At 63.1% G+C, this 6074-nt stretch carries 5 protein-coding genes; 2 read left to right on the forward strand and 3 right to left on the reverse strand.

Features of this window, described 5'->3' with window-relative positions:
* Positions 1-115 precede the first annotated feature (115 nt).
* Together J2X98_RS04805 and J2X98_RS04810 are read left to right on the forward strand one after the other, a co-directional pair.
* Entirely contained in the window at positions 116-850 is a 735-nt protein-coding gene (locus J2X98_RS04805; protein ID WP_307304846.1) for a YcnI family copper-binding membrane protein, read from the forward strand.
* A gap of 11 nt (positions 851-861) precedes the next feature.
* Entirely contained in the window at positions 862-1419 is a 558-nt protein-coding gene (locus J2X98_RS04810) for a copper resistance CopC family protein (RefSeq protein WP_307304849.1), read from the forward strand.
* A gap of 96 nt (positions 1420-1515) precedes the next feature.
* On the opposite strand, the gene J2X98_RS04815 is transcribed toward J2X98_RS04810, so the two are convergent.
* The 3 genes from J2X98_RS04815 to J2X98_RS04825 form a co-directional block, all read right to left on the reverse strand.
* Positions 1516-1938, reverse strand: a complete 423-nt coding sequence (locus J2X98_RS04815) for a hypothetical protein (RefSeq protein WP_307304851.1) — start codon at positions 1936-1938, stop codon at positions 1516-1518.
* A 73-nt stretch (positions 1939-2011) separates the two neighbouring features.
* Complete coding sequence (locus tag J2X98_RS04820; protein WP_373460829.1) at positions 2012-3397, reverse strand: MinD/ParA family ATP-binding protein; 1386 nt, start codon at positions 3395-3397, stop codon at positions 2012-2014.
* Positions 3398-4474: 1077 nt separating this feature from the next.
* A complete protein-coding gene (locus J2X98_RS04825) occupies positions 4475-5914 on the reverse strand; it encodes an O-antigen ligase family protein (RefSeq protein ID WP_307304856.1) in 1440 nt (479 codons plus the stop codon).
* Positions 5915-6074 lie beyond the last annotated feature (160 nt).

Raw genomic sequence — 6074 nt, forward strand, 5'->3', positions numbered from 1 at the left:
GCCGCCCCTCCGCGCCGTCCCCGCCTGCCGAAAGCAGGCAGGGGGCACCGCGTTGTCCCCTTTTCTGCGCCGCCGCACACGCGGCCCTTGTGGCGCACCCTTTGGAAGGCTTGCTTTGAACACCTCATTCCGCCGTACCCTCAAAACCCTGTCAGCCGCCGCTGCCGCCGCGGGGATCGTGGCCGCCGGCGCCACCGCCGCGTCCGCGCACGTCAGCGTGAACCCGGACGATACCGGCGCCAACGGCTACTCCCACCTGACGTTCAACGTCCCCAACGAGTCCCCCACCGCCAAGACCAGCAAGCTCGAGGTCACGCTGCCTACCGACACCCCCTTCACCTCGGTCTCCGTGAAGCCCGTGGAAGGCTGGACCGCGCAGGTGATCACCGGCGAACTGCCCAAGCCCGTCACCATCTCCGGCACCACGGTCACCAAGGCGCCCACCTCGGTGGTCTGGACTGCCGATGAAGCCCACCAGCTGGGCCAGAACCAGTACCAGGCGTTTTCACTGTCGGTGGGCCGGCTTCCCGCCGAAGGCACCAGGGTCACCCTGAAGGCGGCCCAGACGTACACCGACGGCAGCGTGGTGAAGTGGGACGAGGAGAGCGCCGAGGGGCAGCCGGAGCCCCAGCACCCGGCGCCGTCGTTCGTGACAACGGCCGACGACGGCGCTGCCGCCACCACGGCGTCAGCGTCACCCAGTGCCGAGGCAGTGACCCGGACGGCCCAGGATTCCAGCGACGCTGCGTCCGTGTGGGGCGTGGTGCTGGGGGCGGCAGGCTTCGTGCTCGGTGCAGCGGCTCTGGGCCTGGTCCTCGCAGGCCGCCGGACCCGCGCTGCCGGAAAGTAGGCGGGAAACTCATGAAGAAGACCCACTCCCACAGCCCGGCCGCGTGGCTGGCCCGTGTGCTGCTGCCGCTGGCCACCGCCGCGTTCCTGCTGTTTTCGTCGGCGCCGGCGCAGGCGCACGACTCCCTGGAGTCCAGCAACCCGGCCAACGGTTCCACGGTCAGCACCATGCCCGCGAAGATCGAGCTGACCTTCGACCACACCCCCATCGCCATCAACTCGATCGTGCGCGTGGAGGATGCCACCGGCACCGACCAGGCGGACGGCCCGGTCTCGATCGTTGACAACCAGGTCAGCCAGGCGGTGAAGCCGGGCGCTCCCCAAGGAAAGTACACGGTGGTGTGGCGGGTGGTGTCCTCGGACGGCCATCCCATCGAGGGGACGTTCACCTTCACCGCCGGCGGCCCGAACTCGGCGCCGTCGGCCGCGCCTACTGCTGCAGCCGCTGACGCCGGCCTTCCGGGGCAGCTGGTGGTGGCGGGGGTTGTTGGTGCCGTCCTACTCATCGGGCTGGTGGTGGCCGGGTTCATGATCCGGCGCCGGCTGCGGAACCCGGAGGGCGAGGGGTAACACCCGATACGGTTGACGCCGTGAGCCGATTAGCGACGGTTCTCGCCGGGGCTCCGCTCATGACCAACATGAGCGAAGCCCCGGGTGATTCCGTTGTTAGGCGAGGTCCTCGAAGCTGTCCTCGCCGGGGCGCCAAGCCATCCAGCGTCCATCCGCGAAGCCGCTGAGTTCGGCAATCTCGACGAAGATCTCTTCCTTTGCAGGGTGGATTACGATCGCGCCGGTGTCGAGCTCGATGCGGATACCTTCACCTGTCGCTTCAGTAGTCGAAACCACGGTGCCGGGAGCCACGCGGCGCAAGGCATCGGCATAGCCAAGATCCTGCTCGCGCCAGAGGCGGCCGTCCTGCTGAACGACGGGCCACACGTAGCTGTTGAACGTGACGTGGGCTGGGCTCTCATCCCCGTCGAACCGGAACTGCACGTAGTCGTTGAGGACGAACTCCACCGAGTACATCCGCTGCCCCACCAGCCGCCCCAGCAGTTCGTTGGGAACGTACTGGTTAGTTGTTGCGCCCATGCCGTCCCTCCCCATCGAACTTCGACATTAGCGAGAGCAAACGGCACCTCGTAGCCCGCTGACGAAAGAGAGGCTACCGGTACCCGTCCACGATCGCTGCGGCGATCTCCTTATAGGCCCGCCGTGTCTCCGGCTTCAGTACGTCCAGAGTGACCAAGTCTCCGTCGGCAACGCCGCGGTCGTGCGGCACCGCAATGAGTTCGCGGCAGATACCGGACAGATGTTCCTCGATGGCGTCCTTATCCACGCGGGAAGACACCTCGTCCTTGTCCGTGATAACCACGATCGCGTTGCGGGCCAGGTCCTCGTAGCCGTGACTGGCGAGCCAGTGCAGAGTGCTGCGGGCGCGCTTGGCGCCGGACACCGCATAGCCGGCGGCGATCACCAGGTTGTCGGCCGACTGAAGGATTCCGCTCATCGCGTTGTGGGTCACGCCGGTACCGCAGTCGGTCAGCACTACGGAGTAGTAGCTGGAAATGAGCTTGCGGATCCGCAGGTACTCCTCCGCCGTCAAAGAGTCCGAAACCTCCGGGTCCTGCTCCCCCGCGATGAGGTGGAGACGGCCTGCGTGGTGCATGTACCGGGCAAGCGAGGTCAGGGAATCGATTGACTCGATGTTTTCAAGCAGGTCGGTGATCGTCCGGGGGCTGGACTGCTGGTAGATTCCCTCCCCGAGGGCGCGTTCCACGAGGTCGCCGGAGTCCGGGTTGGCGTCGATGGCGCATGGAGCGTCTCCGCGGTATTCAGCGAGGGTCAGGCCAACACCCACTGTGGTGGACGTCTTGCCGATACCGCCCTTGAGACTCAGGACCGCGGTGTTGTAGCTGCCCTGAAGCTGTCGGGAAATGCGGCGCGCAAGTTCGTCCTCCTGGCGCTGTTTCGGTCCCGGGCCGAGGTTCCAGGCGCCGCCGGTCAGGTTGTAGAGCGCACCACGGAAACCCCCTACCGGCCGCGGCTTCTGTTCCTTGACGAACAGGCCGGGTGAGCTGATGAAGTCCGGCATGGGGCTGTCCGCGATCTCGTCGGCCACGGTGGGCCGGCTGCGGCGGAAGGACGGAGTTTCGGCGGGAGCGGTAGCCGGCGGAACTGCAGTCTGGGGGGCCGTCTCATTGGGCGCGGGGGACGGAACAGATGCAATGGGTCCGGGCTCCGAATTTAGTCCCGGCTGCCGTGCCGGTGGCAGAGGCTGCGCGGGAGCCGAGGGGGTAGCACCTGAAGGCGCGTACGACGGCTTGGTAGCGTCAGCCGCAGCAGCCGCTTCCGCCCATGAGGATCGGCGTGTCACTGGCTTGCCAGCGTCGTTGGAACTGGATGTTTCGGGGGTTACGGCTGGCATGGTTCCTGTCCAGGCATCCTGAACTGAGCCGTCGGCACGACGAAGGTCGCGGCGTCGGCGCAGTTGCGGCTGCCCTGCATCCTCTGCTTGGGCGCCTGCATTCTGATCCGCCGGATCTGGCATTGTCTATCCCCCGGACGTTCGGCAAACGGTTCTGCGGCACTGGTTCAATGTGTAAGTCTAGGGGGTCCGGAAGAATCTCCTGCTCAGTCTTCGCAGGTCAATGGTGGACGAGCGCGGCGGACACGACGACTGCCGTGACGACTAGGAGAATGGCAAGGATGGCGTAGCCCACCCACTTCGGGCGGCCTTTGTGGGGGTTGATGTCGACATAGGGCATGGTCAGCGTTGATTACCTCTGGGTGCGGGTGCTGGCCGGATGGGGATCCGGAGTGCGCGGCGCCTAAGCCGCAGTATTTGGTACAGGACGGCGAATGGAACCAGCAGGGTGCCAAGCAGTGCGGTGAGCGCCAGGGCGTAGTCCGAAAAAGCCACAAAATCCTCCGTTGGTAAGCAGTCTTTCTATTCCCCACCTCGAACCACCCAATCATGGGTCAACGGAATTGACAAATTGAGTCATAAGTCTCAAAGCGGAGTACCCCCGTGCATTACAGCCGGGTACCAGTGCAGTCCAGCAGTGCGGCGGGGGCGACCAGGTCCGGTCAAGGTTTGCTCGACTGCAATTGTTCGGGACGTATACCAGAAGCGCATGGCACTTAGTCGCTTTGTTGGGGGGGTATTGCGTATGGACTTGAGGCGGTGGCTGAGGCGGTGGCTATGGTTTAGGGTCCGGCCCGTCGCGAAGCTGGACCTTCCGCCATGTTCTCGCCGACTCTCAGGCGAGCCGCGGCGGAGGCGTTGACTACAACCCACTCCTTCGGGCTAGCTCACGAAGGCGCTCGTCGAGCCCGCGAGGCCTTGGGCCGCGCTTCTGGATATAGCCTTCAATCGTCCTGCAGTCACGGCACCCGATCCCAGCCAGCCGATGGCCACCAACCGCTAACTGCTCCTTTGGTGACGTCACTTGCGACCTATCAGGGGTACATCGACTTTGCCAAGACTCACCGTCGCTATCTGAGACTCACGGTCGACCAGATCGTCACGTGAAGGGCGCCAAGCACCCGGACGTCGACTTCGTCGGCTCAGTCAACGTCTTCAACCACACTAACGCAGGGAACGCCAATCAAATCCGTGTGCAGGTTATGGGCGGCCATTAAGTGCGACCGTTCTATCCTCGCTAGTTCTTGAAGGCGCCCGGAGTAGCTTGGATTTCCAATAGGCATCCGGTGGGCGGACCCCGCGTGGATTTTCTGCAATAGGCTGCAGGCGGTGTTCGCTCTTGGACGATGCCAAGAGTACGGTTACGACCACTAGCAGGGCACCGTTCAAGGAAGCGGTGGAAATGTTCAGTGGAGTCTCCACAGCAAAACGCGATACGAAGACCGCCACCACTGCAACCAGACCGGCGCGTGTAGGGTGATGACCCACTCGGAGCGCGTAGCCAGTCAGTGCAACCAGGAAGACTGTCAATATCATCAGGCCGACAACCCCACGCTCTACCAATGTTTGAACGAACTGATTGTGAGCATTCGATGAGCTGATCAAGTTACCAAGGCCAAGCACACTCGACCTGTATTCAAGATCGAACGACCGTGGCCCGGTACCGAATACAGGGTTCCGGCTAACTGCACCCAAAGCGTTCGCCCAGATAGTTGTGCGACCGTTCAGAGTGGAGATATCGCCGCCTGCCGACCAATGCGTCAAGGCGTCGAATACGTTCTCCAAGAGAGTCGACGCGGCCAACAGGCTAATCATGACGACGGGCAAAAGGATCATCACCCAACGCGCCCCTGAGCGAAACGTGAGATACAACAGGAGCCCTATCGCTGCACTTAGCCATGCGCCCCGTGATTGTGTTCCGAGAAGAGCCACTACGGCTGCGACCAGGTGCCAAATGCGAGGACGCTTCAAGCCCTCCATCCTCACAAGCTCAACGATCACAGCCAGCGCCGCCACAGTGCCCATACCGTTCGGATGGGTGGTCACGCCCGCGAGCTGGGAGAATCCATACCAGGTTCTTCCTTGCCCATCCCAGAACGCAATCTGCGGAGCAACCACAGCCAGGACGAGGCTCAGATAGACGTAAATACGCAGGGTAGCCCTGCTGAGCCGCAACGCCGTGGCGAACGTCATAGCGCTTGCGGCGAGGACACCAGTCACGGCAAGCGCCGGGTAGAACAGGTCTATGCTGGCACGCTGAAAGTTGATAAGCGACGACACCCAACCGACTACGGCATAAGCGACCAAAGCAACAGCGGCAGCAGGATACGGCAAAACAACCCGAGTCCTGATAATGGCGAGCAGCACCACAGCCACGAGAAAGAAGTACCCCACGCCCTTGATGATGGCCGACACCGTTGGGCTCTGAGGCGCATCCGAGAACTCAGTAAATCCACTAGCGCCGCCAGTTCGGGGGGACAGAAGAGTAACGACAATTGGAGAGAGCGTTGCCGTCATGAATAAAGCCGCCGCCATCAACCGCCGCCGCTTGTCGCGCTCAGCTGTCACGAATCGCAACGCATAAAAGCCTGCGAAAAAAATGGCGAGCATTCCGCCCACGACACCAACGATTAGAGCCATCCCCCAACCTTCCCTGATCAGGATTTATCGTACCGGGCATCAGGGACACGTAAGACCGGTCTGACCTAGGGCGTGTCTCCTAAAGCTGTCAGCCAGATGCTGATGGCCCGGAGGACTGCTCCGCCGCGGTAGGTGAGGGCAAGTTTGTCGTATCGGGTTG

This window comes from Pseudarthrobacter enclensis, assembly GCF_030811655.1.
Lineage (GTDB): Bacteria > Actinomycetota > Actinomycetes > Actinomycetales > Micrococcaceae > Arthrobacter > Arthrobacter enclensis_A.